A 26,272-nucleotide genomic window follows, 5' to 3' on the forward strand; every position below is an offset into this window, starting at 1 on the left:
AAAGTATTCTAATCGTTTGATACATTAGGTTCTAGAGGAATGACAAGTTGAACTAAAAAGCCTTGTCCTTGTTTCGTATCTAGCTTTAGACCTGCATTTTGTCCATAGTTTAAAACCAATCGGTCATGTATGTTTTTTAGACCGATATGTTCGTGTGAATAGGTTCCTGTATAAGGAGCAGTGTAAATATTTTCTCTTAAAGATTGCAACTTTGAGAGTGTGACACTTGAGCCATCATTTTCTACTGTTAGAGTTAAAGTTTCTCCTTTTATTTCTCCGTATATGCTTAAGTGCCCATCTTGGAATCCTTCTTCATAACAATGTTTAAAAAAGTTTTCAACAAGCGGCTGAATAATCATGCTTGGGATTTTCATTCTTTGAATTTCTTCATTTAGGTTAATAGAAATGTTTAAATTGTTTCCAAAACGTTCCATTTGTAGGGAAAGGTATGCTTGTATATAATCCACTTCATCGCGTACCAGGACCCATTGATCGGCACGGATAGAGTATCGCATCATTTTGGATAAGGATGTTACTAATTGGTAGACATTTGGAGACTGAGAACGTAGAGCAACAGCTCCAATTGATTGTAATGCGTTAAATAAGAAGTGCGGATTCACTTGAGATTTTAGTGCTCTAAATTGGTTTTTTCTATTCTCAATGTCTAGTTTATATTCACGTTCAATGTGGCGGTTAATGCGGTCCATCATATCCTTCATATGTTTTTCAAGATGACCAATTTCGTCCTCTCTTTTATGATGAAAAGGGACATTCATATTTCCACCTTCAATAGAACGCACTTTTAGGCTAAGCATTTTAATTGGACGAGTGATTCTATATGAAACAAAACCTATCATTAGCACCCCCATCATACCTACTCCAATTCCAACGAGTATGTTTATAAATGCAGTCTGTCTTGCATCTTGAAATAAAAAATGACTAGGAGTTATCTTAATTAGTTTCCATTGTTTTAGTGATCCAGATAAAGTTTTCGATAATAAAATATCTTCTCCCGAATCAATATCTGTAGCATTAATACGCTCTAGTAAGCTAGGTGGAACGGACTTACCGATAAGAGTAGTGTCGCTTGCATACATAACACGATCATTAGGATCAACAAGTAATACAGATTCTTCATTCTCCTGAATGAGGGTATTACATAAACGAGCATATCCATCTAGATCGATATCCATTGTAATAATTCCGAGAAATTCATTTGAAAGCACATCAACTATTTTATGGTGAAACGTCATAACTACTGTGTTGTCCGACTGAGGAACAATCGCAGCATTATTATAATTTACAATTTTATGAGGAGGCTCAATCAGATAGTTTACGTTCGATTGATAAAGTTTTTTAATTGATTCTTGGTTTAATAAGTCAGGTTTCAATTTAGGAGCACTGACTTTAGCGTTATAAGCGGTAAAAGATTCTTTGTTTCTATCAAGATAAAAACGAACCTGGCGGATTTCATTTCGCATAAGAAAAAAAGTTTCTATGCTTTTTTCTCTTGAGTTTGGGTTAGAGTACCTTGAATCTTCACTATCATTTCTGAAGACCTGAAATAAGTCAGGATTCCGATAAAGAATATAAGGAAGATTGATCATATCTTGAAAGTATTGCTCCAGTTCTTCTGACAATTTATTCATTTGATTGTTACTGACCTCAAGTGCTTGCTGTTCCACTCTATCTTTTGTATATCCATATATCAAAAAAACAGATAAAAAATACGGTATGATGATAAAAAGAAGAAGCATAAGAAATAAGCGACTTTGAATGCTTTTCATCTAAAAATGCTCCTTTCGTTCAGGAATTCTAAATTAACATGCTTTTATAAATAGAAGTTTGGATATGACGAATAATGAACGACTAATAAGAACTCTTTAAGAAGCAAACACTCTTTTACCCTTACTCTTTTATTAAAATCTAATGCTATTTGATTAATTTAGTCAACATAGGGTAAATCATTGAAATTATAGACAAGAAATGCTCAATTTCCCTATTATAATTGAGTTTGGTAACGGTTACTCTGAAAGATGAAACCCCTGCCATGATTTGAGAAATGAATCTTAGGTACTAGTAGATATTGAATTGTTACAAAAAGTAGTTAGATTGGATTAAATAGTGTAATAATCTTAATTTTTGTACTACAATTCCTTCCAATTACTCGTTGATTCTAAGTTATTTAGTTACGGAGTGATATAATGAAGAGTTATTAAATTGTTAACTTGAGGCTATAGAATAAAAAGCGGATTGTCCGGCAGCGATGTATTAAAAATGCATACATCCGCTATCTATTGTAGGTTAAATATAGTGACAGGCAGTCAACACACGCCTGAGGCAGTTGCAAAGATTGACTTAAGAAAGACTTAAGATAAACTGAATAATGTGGCGCCTGTTGCTTTAGATGACAGGGACTATTTTTAAAATAGGAGGTCAAAAATGGATAATAATGATATATTAATTCGATTGAGATATGCGTTGGAAATAAAAAATAAAGAAATGGCAGAGATATTTAAACTTGGTGGGGTGGATTTATCAGTACCAGAGGTGGTAAAGATACTCATAAAGTCAGATGCTGATGTAGAAGAGAATGACAATCAAATACAATGTAATAACAGTATGCTAGATTCATTTTTAAATGGCCTTATTATTTACAAAAGAGGGAAACAAGAGCCTAAACCAGGACAGCCTGATACACCGGAACCATCCGAAAAGAAAAGTACAAACGTTAATAATCTCCTCTTAAAGAAAGTCAAAATAGCACTGACATTAACGACAGAGGATATGCTGGATATATTTGGAAACGCGGGAATAACGGTAACAAAAGGAGAACTTGGAGCCTTATTAAGAAAAGAAGGACATAAGAATTATAAAGAGTGCGGAGATAAATTCGCCAGAAACTTCTTAAAAGGACTAGCTATCAAATACAGGGGATAATGGCATTAAAGGATTCTACAGGTGATGACATGATATATACTTACTCAGGTAAGACAATACGTTTTGAGATCAAGTACAAAAACCGAACCTCCATAGGAATTTCGATAGATAACTATGGAAATATTGAAGTTCAGGCCCCAAAAGGAACACCTGATGAAAGTGTCCTTCGGATGTTAGAGGTAAATTGGGATCTTATTCAGAAAAAAGTAAAAGAAATGAAGGATAGACTGCATGGACCACAGAAAAAGGTATATGAGAATGGTGAAAGCTTTCTTTATTTAGGAAACACCTATCCCATAATCATCTTCCAAGATATAAATATAAAGCAAGACCATGTTGTGTTTGAAGAGAAAAAGCTCCATATAAATGTGAAGCAGATTGATGATGAAAAAATAAAACAATCATTGAAGAGATTTTATTATCAGCAATGTAAGGCTTTAGTAGAGGAAAGGATCTCCTCCTATCAAAGTAACTTTAAAACAAAACCACGTTCAATACGTATTTCAGATAGCAAAACTACATGGGGAACCTGTGATTCAAACCTCCAATTAACATTTAATTGGAGGTTAGCAATGGCACCACTTGAGGTAATTGACTATGTAGTTGTTCACGAAATGTGTCACATGGTCCATCTAAATCACGACCGCTCCTTCTGGCGTCTTGTTGGGAAAATCATGCCTGACTATAAGGAAAAAGAACACTGGCTGGCTTTATCGAACTGGAAAATGACTGTTTAGGGGTCTTTGACAGTTGTAAATAAAAAATTTACAAAAACTTGAATGATCGAGAGAACTTTTGATAAAGTATGAGGAAACCGGTCAGTATGGAGGGGGTTAGCGAGGAAATGGATACAAAAGCGCTGTTAATCGAAATCGCAACAACTCTTTTCCAGCAAAAAGGATATAAGGGTGTAGGATTAAATGAAATTTTAAAAGAATGTAAGATAACAAAAGGTTCACTTTATCATCATTTTCCGAATGGAAAAGAAGAATTACTCATTGCTTGTCTTCAGTCGATGGAAAAAGCGATTACTACTGACATCGAGGACATCTTCAAACGACATCAAACGACTCAAGAGGCCCTGCATGTGATGATTGAGAAATTAGTCGCTGACTTTGAACGGGAAGGTACGATTATTGGTTATACATTTAGCAGCATGGTTAGCGAAATGGCGTCACTAAGTGAACCAGTCCGATATGCTTGTTCTAGCTTATACACAAAGATTCAAGGGATTTATTCGAACAAGTTAGTGGAGGATGGATTTTCGAAAGAAGCGGCTCAATCGATTGCACTCATGATGACGGCTTCTATTGAAGGTGCAATGATGCTGTGTTTAACACAAAAAGCTAGTGATCCATTAAAAACGATTTCCCATCTATTACCAAAGATTATTGCAGACGAAAATCATACAAAAAGGATTGTAACTGCTGACTAATAATCTTTTTCCTACATAATGAAACGACTGTATAATCCTTTTTGAAAAATAGAACAGAAAGAACTCATTTTTAGCTAAGATTACTAAAAACGAGTTCTTTTATTTGTATTAAAATCAATACTTCTAGGATACCTTGTACACTACAATCCCTAATCAGATTTTAAGAGCTCTTTGAGAAGCGCAAATTGCTCATCTCTAATTAGAAGACTACTGTCTTTAAATGAACGAAATTGGCTAAATCCTAAAATGGATGGGGGATTGTTTTGATATTACAGATGATAGTTTCAATTGAAAATCAATTGAATCAAAATAAAAGGTTTTTTATAAAATTTTATGTATAATTATAATATATATTTATATTAGATTCGGCAAATGAAATAGTAAAAATTAGCTTGTAACTATTAGTTTAAGGGGGATAGATACATGGACAAGAAAAATCTAGAATTAGCCATACAATTGCGTCATGAATTGCATCAGCATCCTGAACTATCGAATCTAGAAGTTTGGACAAAACAGCATTTAATTGATTTTCTTAGAACGCATACAAAGTTGGAAATCGTCGATAAAGGTCTTTGGTTCTATGCGATCTATCGTGCAGGTGAGGACAAGAAAAACATAGCTTTCCGCGCTGATTTCGATGCTCTTCCAATGCAGGAAAAAATTGATATCCCACACGCTTCCCAGTTCCCCGGAATTTCTCACAAATGTGGACATGATGGTCACTCTGCTTCACTTGCAGGATTTGCACTGGAAATCGACCAGAATGGCGCCGATAAAAACATCTTTTTTCTTTTCCAACACGCAGAGGAAACAGGAGATGGAGCTGCACAGTGTGCCTCTTTTATTAAAGAACAAAACATCGAAGAAATTTTTGCTTACCATAACATGAGCGGTTTGGCTTTCAATTCGGTTAACGTAATCAATGGAACAGCTCACTGTGCCTCAAGGGGTATGACGATCCATATGGAAGGTTCACCAGCTCATGCTAGCCAACCGGAGGATGGGGTAAACCCAGCTTTCGCTATTGCTAAAATCATTAATGCTATTCCTGAGCTCACCTCTCCGAAGAAAAATAAGGGTGTAGTACTTTGTACAGTTGTTCAAGTAGATATCGGCGAAAGAGCATTTGGTGTATCAGCCAGCAAAGGTGACTTGCTCTTAACGATCCGTGCTCTATATGAAGAGGAATTGGATAAACTTCAGAAAAACCTTGAAGATCTTGCCAAGGATCAAGCGGATAAGTATGGGTTAAAGGTAACCTTTACCTACAATGATGTTTTTCCTGAAACAGTAAACCATAAAGAGAGCTCTGATAAGTTCCGCCAAGTTTGTGAGGCAAAGGGGATTCCGCTAGTTGAAATGAAAGAGGCATTCCGTGGCTCAGAGGATTATGGTCACTATTTGAAGCTGACTAAGGGTGCAATGTGCTACATTGGGAATGGCGAAGATTATCCTCACGTACATACCTTTGAGTATGATTTTCGCGATGACATCATCGAAACAGCTGTTGAGCTTTTTAAAGGACTAGCTGAACTATAAACCATTTATTCAAAAGATAACTGTTAGAAAAGAGTATACAAAAAAACTGTCTCCTTTATGTGAGGCAGCTTTTTTGCAGACTATAGATACATATAGTTATTTCTAAACTACACAAGCCTCCGCAAAAGGAGTAGTTTACATGAGGGATATATTAATCATTATTTCCGTTCCTTCAGTTTAAGGTGCAATTGATTCAACTGCTTCAATAGCTGTTCGTATTCTTCGAGTTCAATCTTACATGCTAAGATTTCTTCACTAACTTTTTTTGTAATGGGCTGTTTTTCATCATTGGCTTTCTTTTGTAGGTAGATATAAACTTTTCTTACATCAACCGTTGATCTTTCTTTTCGCAGCCAGCCGTTTGCTTCCATTCGTACTATCATCGGTGTTAATGTCCCTGTACCTAAATTTAATGTTTCACCAAGTTCTTTTAAGGTTACACCATCCTTTTCCCAGAGTGCTAAAAGAACAAGGTATTGAGGGTATGTTAAACCAAATGGGTGAAGTACGGCCGTATATAATTTAGTGAACTCACTTGAAGTTTCATAGATGGCAAAGCATAGCTGTTTTTTTAGTGTCATGAAGTCTTCCATAATTTTCACCTTTCATCTGGGCATAGGTTATTAAAAATAATAACTCGCACTATTCAATGATTACAAGAAGAAAAGGTTACGAAAATAGTTTTATGACATCTTCCTCAATCTTACTAGGTTCAGTAGTTGGTGCATAGCGCTCTACAACCTGTCCTTGGCTGTCTATAAGGAATTTTGTGAAATTCCATTTGATATTTTTTAATAGGACGCCTTTTTTCTGTTCTTTTAAAAATGTAAATAATGGATCTGCATTTTCACCATTCACATCAATTTTTGCAAAAATAGGGAATGTTACACCATAATTTAATTGGCAAAACTCAGTAGTTTCTTCAATATTTTCAAATTCTTGATTGTTAAATTGATCACAGGGAAATCCTAAAATCTCCAGTCCTTGTTCTTTATATTTATAATATAATTCCTGAAGTCCTTCAAATTGAGGAGTCAAACCACATTTACTTGCTGTATTCACGATGATTAATGGCTTGCCTTCATAATCCCTTAAGGATTTCTGCTGGCCATTTGTCATTTTTACAGTAAAATCATACACAGTTTTCATTATTTGTTCCTCCTTGTAACTTTCGTTTTAAAATTTCATAGACCTTATATAAATCGTACACGATTTATATACTCTTAACAAGTAAAAGATCTTAAGGAAGAAAAACAACATGAATCTTAGCCATCCAAGAAAATTTAAAAGGCATTTTACTAGTCCTTCTAACGATTGCTAGAATAAAGTGATAAGATTTCCAAATTATTTGCAGGGTGATCCTCTTTTTTGTCGAAACATTGTTTGAAGGGAGATAATCTTATGGTAAAGGTTAAAGAGGTAAAAATTGATGGCGAGAGTATCTATATATTTAATAGTGCGATCTATATCTTTGAGTCAAGTACGGGATTTACCTTAGAATTAGATATCATCGTCAGTGAGATTGTTGAAAGAAAATATAGAGGTGAGGAAAACCTAATCTTAGAAATCGAATTACATGATGGTAGAGTGATAAATACAATTATGCATCAAAAAAGCTTACAGGGAGGATTACCACAGCTAAACTTATATTGTGAGCTAAATGATATGGATGACTATCAAGATTTTCATTATGTGAACGAAAACGATTTAGTGTTTCCTAACGTAGAAGAAGGCATCACGTTAGAAGAAATAAGAAAATATGAAATGCCTAATGAAAAGGTGAAATTGACATTAACTTTACCAATCGACCAGACTGAATGGCTAAGTAAAAAAAATGGACGGGATTTATCTGGAATTTTTAAAGAGGTTATATATGATTATTGGAGAAAACACCATATTGGATCCTAATTATTAAGAATGTCGATAGTTAATAATAGATTTTTAGATTAACAGACTATCACGTAACAATAAATTTAAAAAGGTCAGTCCACACTGTATAAATTAAATCAGTGAAGAAATGACCTTTTTAGTATTTTATAACTCTACTTTGGACCCCACGCCAGCTTTCATCGCTTTTTCATAAACTGCAGCAGCTACAGCCATATCGAAATAGGCAATTCCGACAGATTTAAAGAAAGTAATTTCCTCATCAAGTTCACGACCCGCGATTTGACCTGAGGCCAAATCGCCTATTTCTCCATGAAGGCTCTCAAAGCTCCATCTTCCGGCATTGGCAGGAATAATAAAGTCACCTGCTTCATCCTTAACACCTTCAATTGTATCTGCAACGATTTTAGAGCACCTTAAAAGTGTCTCTTCATCCACTTCTTGCATATGAGGGAGGTAGGAGCCTACACCGTTAATATGTGTGCCTGGTTGAAGGGCACTCCCCGAAAAAACAGGTGTTTCTGAGCGAGTTGCACAGATGATGATATCTGCTTTCGAAACAGCTTCATCTGGGTCATCACTTATCATAATTGAACCTGTATAATCCGGTTTTAGTGCTGCAATTTTTTGTGAAAAGGACGCAGCTTTTTCTCTTGTACGGTTGTACAACATGATTGTCTTAATATCGCGGATCTCTAAAACTGCTTGTAGTTGCTCTTCTGCCATTGCACCGCAGCCGATAACTGCTACAGAAGAGGCTGTTTCTTTAGCGAGATAGTTCGTTGCAATCCCACTAACTGCTCCTGTCCGTAATCTTGTTAAGTAGGAGGCGTTTATACAGGCAAGATGCTCGCCATTGTCGGTATTGCTTAATAAAATAACACCTTGTGTGGTCTTTTTCCCTATAGACGGATTATGTGGAAAGATTGTTACTACCTTTATAGCAGATATTCCTACAGGTTCCATTGCACTTGGCATGTACAGAGCAGATGCGTTTTTATCATGAAATTCAAGAACCGTACGATGTGGATTCAAAATTTCCCCATTACTGTAATAATGTAAAGCCTTTTGTAAATCTTGAATAGCATCATTCATTGAATATAAGGAGCGTATTTGTTTTTCTGATAGAATAAGCATGCTTAACCTTCTTTCAATTAATGAATCTCTTTTGCTAGATTTCGATCGTACAATTAAAGTGTCAATTCCTTATTGTCATTTTTTAGTATAACATCTATTTTATCTAATTCTTCATTATTACGATCACGTACAGCAGCAACTGCAATTAATGAAATGATTGACGTTAAAATGATGTACAATGCTACTGGTACATAGGAATTGTTATATGCAGCGAGAAGTGCTGTTGCAACTAGCGGAGCGGTTCCACCTGCGACTGCTGCGCCAATTTGATAGCCTAATGAAATACCTGTATAACGGACATTTGATTTGAAAATTTCTGAGAACATTGTTCCAAGCACAGCGGTAATTGGAGCCCAAATGATACCAAGCCCAATTATGGTTGCAATAATAAGCAGAACGGCGGAATTTTGATGAAGCAGCCAAAAATAAGGGAAGGCATAAAGCGCCATTAAAATGGTTCCAGCTATATAAAGTTTTTTACGGCCGATTTTATCTGAGAGACTACCCATAACTGGGATTAAGATGGACGTAACAATTGTTGCGACAGTAACAGCCGTTAACGTAATTGTACGTGAAAAGCCAAGTTGTGTTGTTGCATAAGAAACAATAAATGTTCCAAAAATATAAAAGGGTGCAGTTTCAACTACTTTTGCGCCGATCGCAATCAATACTTCTTTCCAGTGAGTACGCATTGTTTCAAAAAATGGAATTTTTGCAATCTCGCCTTTTTCTTGAGCTTTTTTGAAAGAAGGTGTTTCATCAATCCCTTTACGAATCCATAAACCAAAAATGACGAGTAAGGCACTTAATATAAATGGAATGCGCCAGCCCCAAGTCATAAATGTCTCATTAGGAAGTAATGTCATGATCGACAATGCGAGCGTTCCTAGTAACATCCCAATGGTTACACCCATTTGAGGAATACTTCCGAATAGGCCGCGCTTTTCTTTAGGAGCATATTCCACAGCAAGTAAAAGAGCTCCACCCCATTCACCGCCGAGTCCAATCCCTTGAACGAGTCGTAGAATAATAAGAAGAATTGGTGCAGCTACACCGATTGATTCATATGTAGGAAGAAATCCCATTAGGACAGTTGAGCCACCCATGAGAGAAAGTGTTAGGACGAGCGTCTTTTTTCTTCCAATTCGATCTCCGATATGACTGAAAATAATGCCGCCAAGCGGGCGAATAAAAAAGGCTAAGGCAAAAGAAGCATAGGCTAATAGCAAACCAATTGTTGGATCCTCACTGTGAAAAAAAACTTCATTAAACACAAGTGCAGCAACTGTCCCATACAAGAAATAGTCAAACCATTCAATTGAACTCCCTATAAGACTAGCAATAAGTATTTTGTTTGTAGTTTTCTTTTCCATTCTTTACCCCCTATATTTAAAAGATTAAAAAAGCGTTGTAACAAAATGGTCTAAAAAGATCATTCCCCTCCTAAATAGTAGATTTTGTCCTTAATTACTAACTTACATGCAAAAAATATGCCAACAAATTAAATTGTCAATAATCTTAATCTTCTTTAAATTTATTTACTTTTTAATATGAAAACTGTAAGTTTTTATTAACATAATTGTAAATATGTGTATAAAAAATAAACACTTTTGTACACTCTTATTATTTGCAGGAAAGGATGATTCATATGTTAGTTAATGATTCTTTTGCTATCCACACTCTTCAATCATTGATCTCTTCGTTAGATGTGGCAATTTCGGTCATTAATACAAAAGGTGAAATTGTTTATTGGAATGAAGTAGCTGAAAAAACGTATCAAATAAAAAAAGACGAGATAATCACTCTATCCCTGACCAGTTAGGAATCCATATAGATGGAGGACTTCCTCTTATTCAAACATTAGAAAAAACCTTATCAAGTTCTTATGAGGAAAATGTCAAAGATCGCGTGTTAAGGGAACATCCAAAATGGTGAGATTATGAGTTTGATTGGGCATTTTTTGAATTGAAGCGGTATTTTATTATGAATAGCTTATTAAAATCCGTTCCTATGTTTAGTCCAATGGTAGATACTATTTGGCATGAGATGCTTATGTTTACAAGAGACTATGAGAAGTTTTCAAAGGATTTTTACCATGAAACACTACATCATATTCCAAATATGGACAGTACCCCAATTCCTGGTGAAAGAGCGTTTTTTGATTGGGTTTATTTAAGCTTATTTGACTCAACACCCAACAGCAGAACGATTTGGGGGAGATTTTTGCAAAATCCTATTGAGCGTGAGATTCTTGATGATTTTAAACATTTAGCAGAAGAAGATTTACTTAGTAAGTATTTTAGAAAAAATGATGATTGGGTTGAAGTCAAAAAAAGTTTAATCAAAAAAATGAAAAATGAAATCATTGAGTCTGAATTTATCAAAAGTGGCAAAAAAACTCTCGATATTCCACGTACTGCGTCAGAAACCCAGGTGTATCAATATGCACTTGGAGCAGCGGTTTTTTATTCCATATATGAAGAAGACCAATTTCAAGACCATATGAGTGAGTTGCTGCCGAATGAATATTATAAAGCTGGTCATAACGGAGGGGGATCATCTTGCTCTGGTATTGGCTGCAGCAGTTCTTCTGATCATGATTCAGGAGGCGATGGAGATTCGGGAGGATCAAGCTGCTCTAGTTGTGGAGGAGGCTGCAGTAGTTAATCAGCAATATATATGTATGAATTAAGCCCTCTTTTCATATAAAAGCTGCATGAAAAGAGGGCTATTGTACTTTTAAAAATTGCCTGTGCCTAAACAACAACTTCCTCAGGCTTTCCTCGATCGACCAACGCATGTTTTTCCCATTTACGGCTTCTCCATCTGAAAAACATAATAACAGCACGTGTCCATTCATCAGCTGCTATAGCAAGCCAAATACCCGCTAGACCTAATTCCAGGTGGAAGACTAAGAAATAACCGAGAGGTAAGCTCATGGCAACCATTGAAAAGACACCGATGATAACAGGATATTTTGCATCACCAGCTGCCCGCAGCGAATTAATGATAACAATATTGATTGTTCTTCCTGTTTCAAGTAAAAAGCTTAAGAGCAAAACATTCGCGCCTAATCGAATGATTTCTTGATCATTAGTAAATAACCCCATTAATTGATCGCGTAATACAATCACGATCACGACCATAAGTACAGTTATAGCACTTGCCCAGCGTACACTTTTCCATACTCTGTTATATGTTTCAAGCTTGTATCCTCCGCCAACTAATCTGCCAACAATGATTGCCGTCCCTAAACCAATTGCCATCGCAAAAAGGTATATAAACATCGAAATATTTGCTGCATATTGGCGTGCCGCCAGTGAGCTTGCACCGAGAAATGTTGCATAAAATAAAAAGACAAGCTGGCATGACTGATACATAACCTGTTCAAAAGCGGACGGGATGCCAATCTTGAGGATTTTTTTTATGAATTCTTTTGATAGTGAAAAATAATAAACAACTTTCGTCTTTATTTCAGTTACTTGGTAAAACAGCCAGAAGAACACAATGAGAGCAAGGAATCGACTGACAACAGAAGAAATTGCTGCTCCTTCTACACCCATTTCAGGAAATCCAAAATGACCGAAAATAAGTAAATAGTTTCCAATGACATGAATAATGTTCATTCCGAGCGAAACATACATCGTCTCTTTCGTATGTCCATGCACACGTATGATTGCTGCTAAAGAATTAATCATTGCCTGTAAGAAAATCGCTCCACCGACAATGGCTAAATAGCTGACAGCATAGTCTAAAACTAAGCCTTGTAAGTTCAATGCCTTCAACATACTGCTGCCAAATAAAAGGAATAATACACTGATAAACAGACCGATTACTACATTCAATGTTATCGCTAAAGCTGAAATTTTAGCTACATCATGAAATCTGCGTGATCCGATATATTGAGCCACTACAATCGATGCTCCATTACCGATAACCTCTAAAATTAATATCGCGATGTGTAAAAATTGATTTGAAGCGCCAACCCCTGCAACCGCATCATCTGAAATTGCACTAAGCATAAACGTATCTGCGATACCCATTAGCATAAAAAGAAAAATTTCCAAAAAGATGGGCCATGTTAGAAAAAATAAATTAAGATGATTTCGTTGTTGATCTTCTAGACCATTTGCTCGATTGGATGCCAATTTTTCACCTTCTTTTTCTGTATTCTAAACCAGATAGTATCTTACCATCTTTAGTTGAACATGAACATCCGTTTTTGAGGAAGAGTCGTATAATAGCAGAAAAGTTTGGTTTATTCCAAATTGTACAAGAGTATTTCTTGTTGAATAAGACATTCTAACATGCTAGTATAATATCAATATAATAATACCTTTAATACGGTCCAGAGAGGCCGAGAAGGGCGGCAGCATAATTACGTATAATTATGTTTACTTTGTATAACTTTGCCCTTTTGTCCTCTGTGACAAAAGGGTTTTTATTTTGTAGAAATTGAAGTAGGTTAGAACCTCTTTTAAGCGAAGTCCTGTGAGACTTCAAAAGAGAATGGATCTGTAAAATACAATTCCATTCCTTCAAACACGAAGAAGTTTTATCATCAAAGATTATTTAGGGAGGATGGAATCATATGGATTATCGTAAGAAAACAGTTGTCGCATCGGTTGCAGGTTTGACATTAGAAGGTATGGACATCATGTTTATTTCATTTGCAATGTCAATGATCATTGCTGATTTTAACATTGATTTAGCAACAGGAGGACTCATTTCTTCCATAACTAATATTGGAATGCTTGCTGGTGGAATCATCTTCGGGATATTGGCAGATAAATTTGGACGTGTCCGAATTTTCACCTATACGATTATTTTATTTGCAATAGGTACGGCCTTAACAGGATTAGCAACAAATATTGAACAAGTATATTTATTTAGGTTTATTGCTGGACTTGGTGCTGGTGGAGAGTATGGCATTGGAATGGCCCTAGTAGCGGAAGCTTGGCCGAAGAAAAAACAAGGAAGAGCGTCTTCTTATGTAAGTGTTGGTGCACAATATGGTGTCATTCTAGCGGCATTAATCAGCGCAATCATTCTCCCAACGTTAGGATGGAGAGCTTTGTTTTTCGTTGGAGTGCTACCGGTCATTTTTGCCTTTATTGTGAGAAAAAATTTAGATGAATCACCTGAATGGCTTGCTGCTCAAAAAGAGGAGAAATTGGCTCAAAAACAAAAGGATGGTAAGCTGCTTCAGTTGTTTGCTTCACCAAAAGTCGCCATGACCACAATAACATTAGCTGTTATGGCAACTGTTCAAATTGCAGGATATAACGGTTTAATGATCTGGCTTCCATCAATGCTGCAACAATCACAAGGTTTATCTGTTTCAAGTTCAGCACTTTGGACAATCAGTACTGCTGTTGGAATGATTATAGGAATGCTGACCTTTGGACAATTTATGGATCGATTTGGAGCAAAGCGTTCCTTCGGTATTTTCCTACTTGCCTCGGCATCTGCAGTATTTTTATACTCATATGCTGAAGGTGGTGCAGGTGTATTGGTTGGCGGTGCCATTGTGGGCTTCTTCTCAAATGGAATGTTTGCCGGATATGGAGCGTTAATAAGTAGTTTTTATCCAGTTCAAATTAGAAGTACTGCGACAAACACGATATTTAATTTCGGGAGAGCAGTCGGAGGGCTGTCGCCAATTCTTGTTGGTTATATTCTACAGAGCTATGATATGACAGTAGCTATGACATATTTAGCAGCTTTATACTGTATCTCCTTTATCTTTATGCTAAGCCTTAAGAAAAGACCAGCAAATGCTTCTATTTAATAAATAGCAAATCGATTGCCTGTTACTATCTGGACTTCATCTTCACATCCAGTAAGTGACAGGCAATTTTTTTGTAGGGTAAGTAGTCTTGCTTAATACATCAGCTACTTATTTTTATTTTTTTCTCGACTCTTTTCCATTCAAAATGGTCCTTTTCGATAAGGAATGAGACGATTAAACTGCCGATTACAGCCCAAAGAGGTGCCCCTATATCTAAAAAATTCACCCCCGACATCCCTATAATTAAGGCAAAAAAAGCCCCCATTTGGAATTTACTATCTGAAAAGGCAATCTTCAGTGAACTTAAGAGAACCCCAATCATTGCAAGACCTGCAATTGAACTCACGATTACCCCCGGCATAGCGATCACAAAGGGAACAACTAATCCTGCAAGGATTCCAAATAGTGAAAACAAAAATCCATTTACAGCAGATGCAGCATATCTGCTTTCTTTCTTACCTGTTTCTTCTGATGCACAAATTGCTGTCATTGGTCCAGCGATATTAATTGCGTGTGCACCGAAGAATGATGCGATAAACCCAAGTATAGCACCGTAAATTGACATTGCGCTTATGGGTGGCTTATACCCTTTAGCCATTAAAACACCAGTTGCTTGGGCATTTTCAGTGCAGATGATTAAGATCGCAAGTGGGATGGAAATAGATATGATAGCATCAAAACGAAATGTCGGCATTTCTAGTTGAGGAAAAATAAATGAACTTTGTATTGTATGTAATTGAAATTCATTCGTAAAAATGGCTAATAAAACAGAAACGATAAATGCAGATAATACAGGTGGGAACGTTGGGATCATTCGTGAAGAAAAAAGATAGACTAATATGGCTGAACCTGCAAGTAAGGGTGAAAGCTGTACAGAAGTGATCATTTCGGTCGCAAATCGAATCATGACGCCTACTATCATCCCCATGACAATCGGAACAGGTATCCAATTCATTACTTTTTCAATTAACCCTATTGCTCCAAGTATAAAGACAATAATATTGGCAATGAGATATGCCCCAATTGCTTCATTTAATGAAAAATGAGATAAGGCACCAGCAATTGAATGAGCTCCTGAAATGGGCTGACGATATTTTAGAGAGAGAAACAGACCTAGTAAACCCCCAAAAAAATAAACAGCAAATAGCCAGCTTATTGTTTGAACATGTGTTAAACCACCGCTCGAAGCTGCCCCAATAATAATCAGTGCGGGTCCTGTACACCCAAAGACTGCGGCAACAGTACCAGAACTAATCGTGTTTAAATGGATATCCTTCCGTGGATTTGTAAACTTTATTTTCATTAAAAGCCTCCTCACCAACACTAAAATATGAAACTACTTTTTCTCTAAAATATATATAAATAGTACAACTAATAATTCAGAAAAGATTCCGCATATTTTCACATACAATTCTTAATAAGTAAGAATCTGAACGGTAGAGCGTGTTAGGAGTTAATTTTTATAATCGTAACTTTTTGCGACTGCCTCAGCCTTTCGCAGAAAGTTTCCATGCGGGAATAAGGGAATGGAAATGAAAGAACAAACTCGCTAAGACATGAAGAATGACGTAGATTAGTAGTGTTACAGAATAAGTGATAAGCCAATCCATGAAGGATCCATTTAAAAACATAAACAACAAGAACATACCGACTGGAAATGGTGTCAGAATGATAAGCCACAAAGGTGAATGCAACTTTTCAACAATCTTTCCTAAAATAACAACACTAGCTCCAATGACCTGCAAAAATGATAAACCTTAAGTTAAGAATAAATCTCCTAGAAAATACGAAAGACTTGTTAGTAAGATCGCTGCAATAAAACTTTTAAAATAGTTCACTGTTTTCACACTCACTATTCGTAATATGAAATCTTAACCTGTTTTGCTCGTTTTCAGAAATCTTGCCATTTTAGACCTATAAATGGAAAAGGACACCTGGGAGTTTATATAAAAACCAAGATGTCCTTAATCATGTTGAGCTAGCAATAATATGATATTAGTAATAAGGCGAGATCATTAAGTAGACTACTACACCTGTAAAGCTAACATATAACCAGAGAGGCATTGTCCAGCGAGCAATTTTGCGATGCTTTTCTACCTGCATATTTAGACCTCGTCCAAGTGTGATCAAAGCAAGCGGGACAATCACTGCAGCAAGAACAATATGGGTAAGGAGAAAGAAGTAGTAAACATACATGAAGATGCCTTCCCCGCCATAGCTAGTTGATTCAGCCATTGAATGATAGGTTAAATAAGATATACAAAACAAAAATGTCGTCGTAAATGCTGCAATAATAAAGCGGCGGTGCATGTTAATATTTTTCTGCTTAATCATAACTAAAGCGGCAATTAAAAATAAAAATGTAAAAGTGTTAAAAATGGCGTTCATTAACGGCAAAATCTTTAAATCAATGCCGAACAAAGTACCGTCTGAACTTTTAGGCAAGAAGTACGTTGCAATAATGACACCTACAATGACAATCGATAAAACCCAAATGAGAGGATTGTAGTTATGTTGTTTCGGATTATCTAGTTTTTGTCTCATGTTTTCTCTCCTAAAAAATATTTCCTACCTTAAGCATAAAAAATTCATCAGCAAAGAGCAATCGAATACGTACTACTTTTTCACTCTAAAAAGAGAAATTCATACTTTTGACATAAACAAGATGATAATTGAGCACATAATCAAACGTTTGTTTAAGTCATCCACCTTTAGTTTCACATGTTGTATGAAAAGTCACTGACTTAAAAACAGAGCAGTATGGTAAACTTTAAATGAAAAAAGGAACGTAAATAGAGGTGAGCATAGGTGAAGACAGTCTTGGTTATAGGCGGTGGTATTACTGGCTTATCCACCATGTATAATTTATCAAAATGGAAAAAAGCACATCAATCTGATGTGAGGCTTATTCTTGCAGAGGCATCTTCTGAACTCGGAGGGAAAATTCGCACTGTAAAAAATAGTGGATTTGTCATGGAAGCGGGAGCGGATTCCATTGTAACTCGTAAAGCAAATACGATGACATTTATAGAAGAGCTTGGTCTGGAAAATGAAGTTGTATATAATGCTACAGGAAAATCATTTATTTACACAGAAGGAGAACTAAAGCCAATTCCTGCTGATTCAGTTTTTGGAATTCCTGCTACTATCGAGTCTTTGGCGAAAAGTACCCTTGTATCAGCACAAGGAAAGGTTGAAGCGCTAAAAGATTTTTATACAAAGAATGAGCGTTTTACTAAAAATGATTCAATTGGCGAGTTTCTTGAACATTTTCTCGGAAAAGAATTAGTTGAAAAACAAATTGCTCCAGTACTCTCAGGTGTTTATTCTGGCAGGCTTAATGACCTTACAATAGCTTCTACTCTTCCATATGTGCTTGATTATAAAGAAAAGTATGGAAGTATTATGAAAGGGTTTGAGGCAAATAAAGAAACCTTCCAAAGTGGTGGGGAAAAGAAGTTTCTTTCCTTTAGAAATGGTTTGGTTTCACTAATAAATGCATTTGAAAAAAGGCTTGAGAATGTTGAAGTATTAAAAAATACAAACGCTCGCAAACTTGAAAAATGTTCTAATCGTTATTATGTTTCTTTTAACAATAATAGGTTCGTCGAAGCGGATTATGTAGTGCTTTGTATGCCACATACAGCTGCAAATGAACTAATAAATAATAGTAAGCTCAAACAAGATTTTGACCAATTAAAATCAAGTTCAATGATCAGTGTGTATCTTGGCTTTGATGTACCAGACAATATGCTTCCAACAGAAGGTACGGGGTTTATTTCAGCAAATAGTAATGACTTATCTTGTAATGCTTGTACATGGACAAGCAGAAAATGGGAACATACATCTTCAAGCCGCAATTTGCTCGTAAGACTATTTTATAAAAGCAGCCATCGCGTATTTTCTTCTTTAGATAAAATGAACAAGGAAGAACTGCTGCAAGTTGCACGTCAAGATATTCATAAAAGTCTTGGTATTACAGCTAAGCCAATTGCAAGCGAAGTAACAAATTGGTTTGATAGTATGCCGAATTACCAAATTACCCATCCAAAAATCGTTAAAACACTTGAGAGAAATATGGAAACAATGTACCCGGGGATGATGATAGCCGGTTGCTCGTATTATGGTGTTGGCATACCTGACTGTATCGAAAGTGGCGAAAGAACAGCCGAAAAGATCATCACATTTCTCTAATAGAAACGAACAGCATATATAGAGTGCTGTTCTATTTTTTTGCTCAAATAGTAGATGTTTAACTTTTTTAATAAAACGAGAAAATATAGAATGATTCCTTTTAAATAGGGTATTAGAAAAAAGAGCGTATTCTTTTTATTTGCTAATATTATAATAAGTTGAATGAAAATCGAATAATATTCACGTGGAAAAATTGGTCAAAAAAGTACTAAGTAAGTTATTTTAAACTAATATTTTTTCAATGATTTTATTATAGAAAAAAATGTAATTCCCTCTATTATTTTTATTGATTATTATGAATTATTAATAAATATACTCTGCATGATAGTGAAATATAATAATGACAAAAATATCCAATGTTATTTTAATATATTGTATACTTCTTTAGGATATGATATTGTATAAAAATGCTGAATTTTTAACTAGCCTTTATTTGCATTTAAATAGATATTTTACATTATAAAATTTCTGATTATTTTTAATATAAAAAATATGGAAACATTTAGGTTAGTGAAAAATCGATTATCGATAAAAAGATTTTTATGGAGGGTTTATTTATGTCAAAAAATTTACCATTCTCATTTTTGATTGTAGTTGGTTTCATGTTGTTCGCTTTATTTTTTGGTGCAGGGAATTTAATTTTTCCTGCTTTGCTTGGACAATCAGCTGGATCTAATGTTTGGGCTGCAAATGCTGGGTTTTTAGTTACAGGTGCTGGTCTTCCATTGCTTGGAATTTTAGCGTTAGGTATTTCAGGAAAAGATGATTTACAATCATTAGCAAGTCGTGCGCATCCAACATTTGGATTGTTATTTACGATTGTTTTGTATCTTTCTATTGGACCGCTATTTGCCATACCAAGAACAGGAACAGTTTCATTTGAAATTGCTATTCGACCATTTTTAGGGGAGCAAGTAAGCTTTTTAGGTTTGCTTATTTTTACAATTATTTTCTTTGCTATTACATGTTTTATTTCCATAAATCCTTCCAAGATGGTTGATATTATTGGGAAATGGTTAACACCAATTATGCTCTTGTTTATTGCGATCCTCATAGCCTTTGTACTATTTAATCCTATGGGCGATTTCCAAGCACCTGCTGATGCTTATTCAACTCATGCTTTTTTTAAAGGTTTCCAAGAAGGTTATTTGACGATGGATGCACTGGCTGCATTTGTGTTTGGAATTATTGTTATCAATGCGATTAGAGACAAAGGGGTTACGGATAAAAAGAAACTTCTTATGATCTGTACAAAAGCTGCACTTATTGCGGCAGGTCTATTAGCATTAATTTATACAGGATTATCTTATTTAGGTGCTTTAAGTGTAGAGGACTTAGGGTATTTAGATAACGGAGGACAAGTTTTAACGGAAGTATCAACATTTTACTTTGGCCCATTTGGCGGAGTCATATTAGGCTTGATTGTATTATTAGCGTGTTTAACAACGAGTGTTGGCTTGATTACAGCTTGTTCTACTTATTTCCATAAACTAATTCCGAGCATTTCTTATAGAAATTTTGCGATTATTTTTTCGGTTATTAGTACGATTTTTGCTAACTTCGGCTTATCGCAATTAATTTCTCTTTCAGTACCAGTATTAACAGCTATTTATCCATTAGCTATCGTTTTAATCGCTTTAACTTTTACACATTCACTGTTTAAAGGACAAGCTGCTGTTTATCAAGGAAGTCTATTATTAACATTCATTGTTAGTTTATTTGATGGATTAAATGCAGCTGGAATTGAAATTGTGGGAGTAAATCAATTATTTGCTCAATTTCTTCCGTTCTATGAGATCGGATTAGGCTGGATTGCACCTGCCGTTATTGGGGGTATTTTAGGATTTATTATTAATCGTATCCGAACGGAACCTGTTCTAAAAGAAGCTAACTCTTAAAATAATAAAGAGATGAAAAAAGGGAAATCTAACAGTTATGTTAATAGTTCCTCAATATAAATATCAATGAAGAAGCCTGGATCGAGGATCCTAGGCTTCTTTTTTTTAGTGGTTAATTTCAACGAATAACAATGATAATAGAGAAAAATTGATATATTTTTTATATCTGATATACTAAGTATACAAAGAGGTGGTTTTTATTAATATATGTCCATACTTACAATTTGCTTTTGAAATATTAGGTAAGAAATGGAATGGGTTGATTATCCATTATTTATCCCTATGTTCGAATGGAGCAGCTCATTTTTCTGATATGAAAAGAGATCTTCCAGAAATTACACCTAGAGCTCTTTCGTTAAAGCTTACTGAGCTTATAGAATACGGGTTAATTGAAAAGGTAGTCACGTCTGGATCTCCAGTTTCCATTTCGTATCATTTAACAGAAAAAGGTCGCTCCTTAACAACTGCATTAGCCCCTATACAGGAATGGGCACAACAATTTAAAGATAAATAAGGAAATGAGGAGAATAGATGGATAAAAATAATATGATTTGTGATTTAGAAACAGGTATATGCGGTGTAGCCGGGGAAGATTCAATGGAATTTATCAACCTTATTCAACCACAAAAGAAGATCACGCTTTATTATGTTACTGATCCAATATGTTCACACTGTTGGGCGGTTGAGCCGGTATTACGCCGGTTTAAAGAGCAATATGGACAATATTTTAACACTCAAACGGTGATGGGTGGATTATTACCAAGCTGGAAGGGATTTGCAGATGTTGCAAATGGGATAGGCAGTCCTTCAGATGTAGCAAGTCATTGGAGAGAAGTTGGTGAGCATTCACGTATGCCAATTGATGGGACACTATGGCTTGATAACCCTGTGCAATCTTCTTACCCGCCATCACGTGTATATAAATTAATTCAACAAAAGGATGAGCAGCTTGCTGTCACTTACTTACGTCGTGCAAGAGAAGCAGTTTTTGCTTTTAATCAAAACATCGCAGACGATGAAGTGTTAATTGAGATTGTAAATAATCTAGGACTAGATGGTGAAGAAATTGTGAAAGAAGCTAGTAAGGAATCAAGTCAAATGCTTTTAGATCAAGACTTTGCCCTTGCTAGGAGCCTGGGGGTTCGTGGATTTCCAACAATTATTATGGTAAATGAGGAAAATAAAGGTGTTAAAATTGTTGGTGCACGACCATTAGACTATTATGTAAAGGGACTTGAAAAAGTTCTGGAATTAACGGATCCGCTACAAATACAAGAGCTTCCGACACTGAAAAATCTACTAGCTAAAGAAGGTTTGTTGTTTTCAAGAGAACTAGAGGATATGTATGATCTCAAACAAAGCGAAGTTGAATCATTTGTAGAAGGACAACTTACTTTAGGTGATTATCAACGTAAGGAAATTCTTGGTGAAGTATATTTCGAAAAACATAAATGATAAGGGGATTAAGATCATGGCTGTATTATTACAAGTAGACTTTCCACTCGAGGGGCCTTTTGGAAATGAAATGAAAGAGGCGTTCTCTGATTTAGCAAAAAGCATTACAGAAGAGCCCGGTTTTCTATGGAAGATTTGGACGGAAAATCAAGAAACAAAAGAAGCAGGCGGTATTTATGCTTTTGCAACAAAAGAAGATGCAGTAACATATGCAGACATGCACAAAAAAAGAATGGCGAATCTAGGTGTTTCAAATCCAAGATTCAGAATATTTGACATCAATGAAGGTTTAACGAGAATTACAAATGGACCAATAAAATAAGAATGAAAAACAGGTTTGATAAAAACAAAATCAAGCCTGTTTTTTCGTTTAACATAAATACTCACATGAAATTCATTTGTAAACTTCGGTGATAATTCTAACAAAACAACTAGTACATAGGTGACAAAACCAAAAAAATAAAAATAGGATATAAAAAAGAGATTTTTGTGTATTTCCGGACAAGGGGGATAACAATGAAAAAAGATGGCTCGTACCACTTTGAAACAAAAGCAATCCATGCAGGATATGATGCAAAAAAACATTCGGATAGCTTAACTCCGCCAATTTATCAAACCTCTACTTTTGCTTTTTCCTCATTACAGCAAGGGGCGAATCGATTTGCTGGAACTGAAGATGGTTATATTTATTCCCGGCTTTCTAATCCTACTGTTTCCGTACTTGAAGAACGCATTGCACAATTGGAGGGAGGTGAAGCTGCCCTTGCTTTTGGATCTGGCATAGCTGCAGTTTCAGCTGCGTTAATAGGATTAACAAAAATGAATGATCATATTTTATGTTCAAAAGGTTTATATGGCTGCACTTTCGGTTTGCTACAGATGCTCCATGAGAAATATTCGATCGATTATTCCTTCTCCGAATTAAAATCTACAGAAGACATCCTTAAAAATATTCGGAAAAATACAAGGTGTATTTATATCGAAACACCAATAAATCCTACAATGAAATTAATTGATTTAAAGTTAATCGCTAGTATTGCAAAAGAAAAGGGAATAATTGTTGTTGTCGATAATACCTTTTCAACTCCATATTTGCAAAAACCTTTGCAATTAGGCTGTGATCTTGTCATCCATAGTGCGACAAAGTATATTTGCGGGCATGGTGACGTTATTGCCGGCCTCGTTGTTGGGAATCAGGACATGATTGCAGGAATAAAGAAATCAGCCCAGAAGGATATAGGCGGAATTATTTCTCCTTTTGATGCGTGGCTTTTACTGCGGGGGATTAAAACATTAGCTGTAAGAATGGACCGCCATTGTGAAAATGCAGAAAAGCTTGCTGATCAGTTGAGAAAACATCCAAAAGTGAAGTCTATTTATTACCCAGGAGACAAACACCATCCAGATTACGAAATCATGAAGAAACAAATGAAAAAAGCTGGGGGGCTTCTTTCATTTGAGGTAAACGGGACATTTGAAGATGTTGTAAAGGTCGTTAATCAGTTAAAGTTAATTCCAATTGCAGTAAGCCTTGGTGATGCTGAAACACTTATTCAGCACCCAGCCTCGATGACACATGCTGTAGTCCCTGAGGAAGTAAGAATCGAAATGGGAATATCGAATGAATTGCTGCGTTTATCGGTTGGACTTGAAGCTTGGGAAGATATTTGGGAGGATTTAAAACAGGCTTTAGATACATTATAAGAAGTTAAAAACCAACTCTTCGATTTGGAGTAATTTGTATCGAGAGTGGGTTTTTTAGCTTTTACATATAAATGTTTTGAATATCTGAATGTTGGGAAAAGTATAGAAATTTAGTGCAGAAAAATTAATATGTTAAAATAGTTAAAGTGTATATTGAATCATAATTGCACAAAATATACTGTCAAAAATAGAAATATTTTTAAAGGGGTGTTGAAGGGAATGCAGGTAATCGAAAACTTAATAAATGGAACGAATAATCTTCTTTGGTCTTATGTACTAATTATTTTATTAATTGGAGCAGGTGTTTATTTTACCGTACGGACAAAATTTGTTCAATTTCGTATGATTGGTGAAATGTTCAGACTTTTAGGTGAAGGAGCAATGGCTGATAAAAAAGGTGTTTCATCTTTTCAGGCATTTTGTATTAGTACTGCTTCACGGGTAGGTACTGGTAATCTCGCTGGTGTTGCAATAGCCATTACAACTGGAGGTCCTGGGGCTGTATTTTGGATGTGGTTAATCGCATTAATAGGATCAGCGTCAGCGTTTATAGAAAGTACATTGGCTCAAATATATAAAGTGAAAGATGGCGATACATACCGAGGCGGGCCTGCCTACTATATGGAAAGAGCACTAAATGCACGCTGGATGGGTGTAACTTTTGCAGTGATCATTTCATTGACATTTGGATTGGCATTTAATTCAGTTCAGGCTAACACGATTACAAGTGCTCTTAATGGATCATTTGGAATTAACAAGGTGTTAATTGCAATTGTCCTGTCAATTATTACAGCTGTTATCATATTTGGCGGATTAAAAAGGGTTGCAACAGTATCTGAATTTATGGTGCCAATTATGGCAGGTGCTTATATTTTAATGGCTCTCTATATTGTAATCGTGAATATTACGGAAATACCAAGTGTATTCGTTCTAATTTTTCAGAGCGCATTTGGTTTAAATGAAGTAGCTGGCGGTGCACTAGGTGCTGCGATGATGAATGGAATTAAACGTGGATTATTTTCAAATGAGGCTGGTATGGGTAGTGCTCCTAATGCGGCAGCTACTGCTGATGTTAGTCATCCTGTAAAACAAGGACTAATTCAAGCTCTTGGTGTTTTTGTGGATACTCTTTTAATTTGTAGTTCAACAGCTTTCATCATTTTATTGTCAGGTCTTTATACTTCAAATGAATCAGACGGTATCTTGCTTACACAAAATGCACTTGAAACAGCAATGGGATCTTGGGCAGGGATATTGCTTGCTGTCATTGTATTCCTATTCTGCTTTAGTTCGGTTGTAGGAAATTATTATTACGGTGAAACAAACATTGAATTTATTAACACTAATAAATTGTGGTTAAATGTATATCGAGTTGCAGTTGTTGCTATGGTTGCCTTTGGCTCTCTTGCATCATTAAGTTTTGTATGGAGTCTTGCGGACCTGCTTATGGGGATAATGGCAATCATTAACTTAATAGCCATAGTGTTATTAGGGAAAATTGCTATCGCTGCACTCAATGATTATATGAAGCAAAAAGCAAGCGGGAAAAATCCAGTCTTTCATGTTTCAAATATTAAAGGGTTAAAAAATGTTGAAGCTTGGGGTAGTACTGCACAGCAAGATAAAGGTCGTACCAAATAAGCAGCTAAAAATGCACATATCATATTTTTAATAAAGGTTCTGTGAAAGCTTATTGTTGATTTTAGCATTATGTATGTTGATTGTAGCGGAAAGCGAACGCCTCTCGCTGCAATCAACAGGCAGGTTTAACAAATCCTTAATAAGGTAAATTATTTGTATGGAATACCAAGTTAGGGTAAAATTTTATGTAATTCTATCGCGTTATGGTTTGGAGGAGGATAAATTGGGGAAAACAAACTGAAAATAGGCGAGCTAGCTGAACTTACACATGTAACAAAGCGAACAATTGACTATTATACAACGATTGGTTTATTAAAAGCAGAACGTTCTCCTTCTAATTACCGTTATTACGATCATAGTTCCATAGAAAAGCTGAATTTTATTGAAAAATGTAAAAAAGAAAATATGTCTTTAGAAGATATTAAGAGTAAGTTACTTGAGAAGGATGCTGAAGAAATCGATGTCCAAGATTTAAGATTGAAAATAAAAGGACTAGAGAGTGATGTTTCAAAGCTGTTAGCTAATTTTGATAAAAACGATCCTAATGCTCATGAGTCTATTAAAAAGAGTATTTCTCAAGAAAGTTTGTCATTAATACAAACCTTATTGCTACTATTAAATTAATCATTATAGGAGGTGTAGGTCTTACTA

24 protein-coding genes and 1 pseudogene are annotated in these 26,272 nt (G+C 35.5%); 17 read left to right on the forward strand and 8 right to left on the reverse strand.

The genetic code is table 11. From position 1 onward, the window contains the following. Window positions 1–8: 8 nt before the first annotated feature. The gene (locus tag GMB29_RS01965; protein WP_136355765.1) at window positions 9–1,787 is read right to left on the reverse strand and encodes a sensor histidine kinase; all 1,779 of its coding nucleotides are present in this window, start codon (window positions 1,785–1,787) and stop codon (window positions 9–11) included. Between the two features lie 655 nt (window positions 1,788–2,442). Between GMB29_RS01965 and GMB29_RS01970 the strand changes: the two genes are divergently transcribed. From GMB29_RS01970 to GMB29_RS01985, 4 genes are all read left to right on the forward strand, one after another. Continuing rightward, window positions 2,443–2,940 carry a YehS family protein gene (locus GMB29_RS01970; protein WP_136355767.1) on the forward strand — a complete coding sequence of 166 codons (498 nt, stop codon included), beginning with the start codon at window positions 2,443–2,445 and terminating at the stop codon, window positions 2,938–2,940. 29 nt (window positions 2,941–2,969) lie between these two features. After that, the gene (locus tag GMB29_RS01975) at window positions 2,970–3,677 is read left to right on the forward strand and encodes a M48 family metallopeptidase (protein ID WP_136356091.1); all 708 of its coding nucleotides are present in this window, start codon (window positions 2,970–2,972) and stop codon (window positions 3,675–3,677) included. A 107-nt stretch (window positions 3,678–3,784) separates the two neighbouring features. Beyond that, window positions 3,785–4,375 carry a TetR/AcrR family transcriptional regulator gene (locus GMB29_RS01980; protein WP_136355769.1) on the forward strand — a complete coding sequence of 197 codons (591 nt, stop codon included), beginning with the start codon at window positions 3,785–3,787 and terminating at the stop codon, window positions 4,373–4,375. Between the two features lie 423 nt (window positions 4,376–4,798). Next, a complete protein-coding gene (locus GMB29_RS01985; protein ID WP_136355771.1) occupies window positions 4,799–5,914 on the forward strand; it encodes a M20 metallopeptidase family protein in 1,116 nt (371 codons plus the stop codon). A 158-nt stretch (window positions 5,915–6,072) separates the two neighbouring features. On the opposite strand, the gene GMB29_RS01990 is transcribed toward GMB29_RS01985, so the two are convergent. Together GMB29_RS01990 and GMB29_RS01995 are read right to left on the reverse strand one after the other, a co-directional pair. Then, window positions 6,073–6,495: a MarR family winged helix-turn-helix transcriptional regulator gene (locus tag GMB29_RS01990; RefSeq protein ID WP_227551455.1), complete on the reverse strand. Its 423-nt coding sequence runs from the start codon at window positions 6,493–6,495 to the stop codon at window positions 6,073–6,075. Window positions 6,496–6,583: 88 nt separating this feature from the next. Next, window positions 6,584–7,063, reverse strand: coding sequence for a glutathione peroxidase (locus GMB29_RS01995; protein WP_136355775.1), 480 nt, complete (start codon window positions 7,061–7,063; stop codon window positions 6,584–6,586). 252 nt (window positions 7,064–7,315) lie between these two features. On the opposite strand from GMB29_RS01995, the gene GMB29_RS02000 reads away from it, so the two are divergent. Then, the gene (locus GMB29_RS02000; protein ID WP_136355777.1) at window positions 7,316–7,822 is read left to right on the forward strand and encodes a hypothetical protein; all 507 of its coding nucleotides are present in this window, start codon (window positions 7,316–7,318) and stop codon (window positions 7,820–7,822) included. A gap of 126 nt (window positions 7,823–7,948) precedes the next feature. Here GMB29_RS02000 and GMB29_RS02005 read toward each other — a convergent pair whose 3' ends face one another. Further along, entirely contained in the window at window positions 7,949–8,938 is a 990-nt protein-coding gene (locus GMB29_RS02005) for an ornithine cyclodeaminase family protein (RefSeq protein ID WP_136355779.1), read from the reverse strand. 53 nt (window positions 8,939–8,991) lie between these two features. After that, entirely contained in the window at window positions 8,992–10,311 is a 1,320-nt protein-coding gene (locus GMB29_RS02010) for an MFS transporter (protein ID WP_136355781.1), read from the reverse strand. A gap of 275 nt (window positions 10,312–10,586) precedes the next feature. On the opposite strand from GMB29_RS02010, the gene GMB29_RS02015 reads away from it, so the two are divergent. After that, the gene (locus GMB29_RS02015; protein ID WP_136355783.1) at window positions 10,587–10,760 is read left to right on the forward strand and encodes a PAS domain-containing protein; all 174 of its coding nucleotides are present in this window, start codon (window positions 10,587–10,589) and stop codon (window positions 10,758–10,760) included. 161 nt (window positions 10,761–10,921) lie between these two features. Then, window positions 10,922–11,605: a glycine-rich domain-containing protein gene (locus tag GMB29_RS02020; protein WP_136355785.1), complete on the forward strand. Its 684-nt coding sequence runs from the start codon at window positions 10,922–10,924 to the stop codon at window positions 11,603–11,605. Between the two features lie 89 nt (window positions 11,606–11,694). Here the strand turns inward: GMB29_RS02020 and GMB29_RS02025 are convergent, their stop codons facing one another. Continuing rightward, complete coding sequence (locus GMB29_RS02025; RefSeq protein WP_227551456.1) at window positions 11,695–13,086, reverse strand: MATE family efflux transporter; 1,392 nt, start codon at window positions 13,084–13,086, stop codon at window positions 11,695–11,697. Between the two features lie 443 nt (window positions 13,087–13,529). Here GMB29_RS02025 and GMB29_RS02030 point away from each other — a divergent pair, with 443 nt between their 5' ends. Continuing rightward, window positions 13,530–14,729: an MFS transporter gene (locus GMB29_RS02030; RefSeq protein ID WP_136355787.1), complete on the forward strand. Its 1,200-nt coding sequence runs from the start codon at window positions 13,530–13,532 to the stop codon at window positions 14,727–14,729. 100 nt (window positions 14,730–14,829) lie between these two features. On the opposite strand, the gene GMB29_RS02035 is transcribed toward GMB29_RS02030, so the two are convergent. After that, a complete protein-coding gene (locus GMB29_RS02035; protein ID WP_136355789.1) occupies window positions 14,830–16,032 on the reverse strand; it encodes a benzoate/H(+) symporter BenE family transporter in 1,203 nt (400 codons plus the stop codon). A 692-nt stretch (window positions 16,033–16,724) separates the two neighbouring features. Continuing rightward, complete coding sequence (locus GMB29_RS02040) at window positions 16,725–17,273, reverse strand: DUF420 domain-containing protein (RefSeq protein ID WP_136355791.1); 549 nt, start codon at window positions 17,271–17,273, stop codon at window positions 16,725–16,727. Between the two features lie 264 nt (window positions 17,274–17,537). On the opposite strand from GMB29_RS02040, the gene GMB29_RS02045 reads away from it, so the two are divergent. The 9 genes and pseudogenes from GMB29_RS02045 to GMB29_RS27900 all read left to right on the forward strand — a co-directional run bounded on the left by GMB29_RS02045 (window position 17,538) and on the right by GMB29_RS27900 (window position 26,245). Next, window positions 17,538–18,923: a protoporphyrinogen oxidase gene (locus GMB29_RS02045; protein WP_136355793.1), complete on the forward strand. Its 1,386-nt coding sequence runs from the start codon at window positions 17,538–17,540 to the stop codon at window positions 18,921–18,923. A 557-nt stretch (window positions 18,924–19,480) separates the two neighbouring features. Beyond that, entirely contained in the window at window positions 19,481–20,821 is a 1,341-nt protein-coding gene (gene brnQ / locus GMB29_RS02050; protein WP_136355795.1) for a branched-chain amino acid transport system II carrier protein, read from the forward strand. A gap of 199 nt (window positions 20,822–21,020) precedes the next feature. Further along, window positions 21,021–21,335, forward strand: coding sequence for a winged helix-turn-helix transcriptional regulator (locus GMB29_RS02055; protein ID WP_136356093.1), 315 nt, complete (start codon window positions 21,021–21,023; stop codon window positions 21,333–21,335). 17 nt (window positions 21,336–21,352) lie between these two features. After that, on the forward strand, window positions 21,353–22,276 hold the full coding sequence (locus tag GMB29_RS02060; protein WP_136355797.1) for a DsbA family oxidoreductase: 924 nt from the start codon (window positions 21,353–21,355) through the stop codon (window positions 22,274–22,276). A gap of 16 nt (window positions 22,277–22,292) precedes the next feature. Further along, entirely contained in the window at window positions 22,293–22,598 is a 306-nt protein-coding gene (locus tag GMB29_RS02065) for a monooxygenase (RefSeq protein WP_136355799.1), read from the forward strand. Window positions 22,599–22,792: 194 nt separating this feature from the next. Further along, window positions 22,793–23,980, forward strand: coding sequence for a methionine gamma-lyase (gene megL, locus GMB29_RS02070; RefSeq protein ID WP_136355801.1), 1,188 nt, complete (start codon window positions 22,793–22,795; stop codon window positions 23,978–23,980). Between the two features lie 219 nt (window positions 23,981–24,199). After that, the gene (locus tag GMB29_RS02075) at window positions 24,200–25,621 is read left to right on the forward strand and encodes an alanine/glycine:cation symporter family protein (RefSeq protein ID WP_136355803.1); all 1,422 of its coding nucleotides are present in this window, start codon (window positions 24,200–24,202) and stop codon (window positions 25,619–25,621) included. Window positions 25,622–25,906: 285 nt separating this feature from the next. After that, window positions 25,907–25,996, forward strand: a pseudogene (locus tag GMB29_RS27895) (MerR family transcriptional regulator); the annotation flags it as partial. Between the two features lie 30 nt (window positions 25,997–26,026). After that, a complete protein-coding gene (locus tag GMB29_RS27900) occupies window positions 26,027–26,245 on the forward strand; it encodes a hypothetical protein (protein ID WP_235883159.1) in 219 nt (72 codons plus the stop codon). Window positions 26,246–26,272: the final 27 nt, after the last annotated feature.

This window comes from Metabacillus sediminilitoris (assembly GCF_009720625.1).
GTDB classification, from domain to species: domain Bacteria; phylum Bacillota; class Bacilli; order Bacillales; family Bacillaceae; genus Metabacillus; species Metabacillus sediminilitoris.